Origin of the sequence: Psittacicella hinzii (assembly GCF_003585935.1) — a bacterium.
Lineage (GTDB): Bacteria > Pseudomonadota > Gammaproteobacteria > Enterobacterales > Psittacicellaceae > Psittacicella > Psittacicella hinzii.
The window spans coordinates 1-1,388 of record NZ_NRJG01000108.1 but is presented as its reverse complement, the minus strand read 5'-3'; the positions used below and the strand labels follow the sequence as shown (position 1 = coordinate 1,388).

The 1,388-nt window shown below is 31.3% G+C and carries 3 protein-coding genes; all 3 read right to left on the bottom strand.

The window, feature by feature from the left end:
• Positions 1–34: 34 nt before the first annotated feature.
• On the bottom strand, positions 35–679 hold the full coding sequence (nusG, locus tag CKF58_RS05935; RefSeq protein WP_119531941.1) for a transcription termination/antitermination protein NusG: 645 nt from the start codon (positions 677–679) through the stop codon (positions 35–37).
• Positions 680–682: 3 nt separating this feature from the next.
• Complete coding sequence (gene secE, locus CKF58_RS05930; RefSeq protein WP_222987731.1) at positions 683–1,120, bottom strand: preprotein translocase subunit SecE; 438 nt, start codon at positions 1,118–1,120, stop codon at positions 683–685.
• Between the two features lie 199 nt (positions 1,121–1,319).
• The coding region (locus CKF58_RS05925; protein ID WP_484283701.1) for an EF-Tu C-terminal domain-related protein at positions 1,320–1,388 on the bottom strand (69 nt) is incomplete at its 5' end.

Below are 1,388 nucleotides of genomic sequence, written 5' to 3'. Positions count from 1 at the left end.
AAAAAAAGTCGAACACTTAGTCCGACTTCATTTATTATGCTAACGAAACGTCTGAAATATTTAATTCCACGTTACGTTTAGCGTTCATAAAGAGAATAGTTACGGTAACTTTACCTAACTCTTCGTTAACTGTTGATACCTCACCTTCAATATTAGCAAATGAACTATCGTTAATAATAACTTTATCACCTGTTTTTAATTTTAAGGTTTCTTTTGGTGAAATCTCTGAATCTTTCATTAATTTTAAGATACGTTCAATTTCCGAATTAGGTACTGGTTCAGGTTGTTTACCTTTTTGGTGACCTAAGAAACCTAAAATGTGAGTAACATTACGCACTAGGTTTAAAGTTGTGAAGTTCATCTCCATACGTAAGAAGATGTAGTTCGGGAAAATCTTTTTATCTGATTTTTTAACTTTAGTACCAGATCTGGTAATTACTTTTTCAATTGGGATAATAATATCACCAAAGTAATCAGCATAATCACTATCTTTAATAGCAGCTTCTAACAAAGTTGAGGCTTTTTGTTCATAACCAGAAACTGTTTGTACGATGTACCATTTCATGTTAGCTAGATGAGGATTTTCCTCTTGTGTAGCTTCTTCTACTTCTGGAGACTCAAAAGCATCAAAAACAGAATCATCTAAATCTAAAGTCTCTGTTAAATTCGTATCACTCATTTGTTAGATACTCCAATTAGTAACTAAGGTTACAAAGTACTGAATAACAAAGTCAAAGAACCAGAACATAAATGATACTAATACAGAGATTAATACCACGATAATTGAGGTTTGCAGTGCTTCTTTACGTGTAGGATAATAAATTTTACGTAATTCAAGCATTGCTTCCATTGAAAACTTAAGGAATTTTCTACCCTGATTCGTTAAGAGGAAAGTTAAAATTGCTAAAACAATAGCAACAATTACAACCACTAAACGAATAACTGGATTATGGTTTCCGTAAACCTGATTAAAAACTGATACACCTACTACTAAAGCTAAAGTTAATAACCATAAAATGCTATTAAACGCAGTACCAATAGTTTTATCTACGGTTTTGGTTGCAACTTGTACATTAGTTGCACTAGCTTTTTTCGGTTTTGTTGGTGTTTTATTATTCATATTATTGTTATTCATTTAACAACGCAAAAACCATTTACAAAATAAAGTTGTGAGCAGAGGTATTTATCCGCTAAAACTAACTTCTAATACAAAATATCGACTGTTTAATTTTATCACAAAAGCAATATATTGTAAATTTTTTTTCATATGCAAAAGAGGATGCCTAAGCATCCTCTCTTACTTTGTTTAGATAACTGAATTATTTTTCAATTTTAGAAACAACACCAGCACCTACTGTTCTACCACCCTCACGGATAGCAAAACGTAA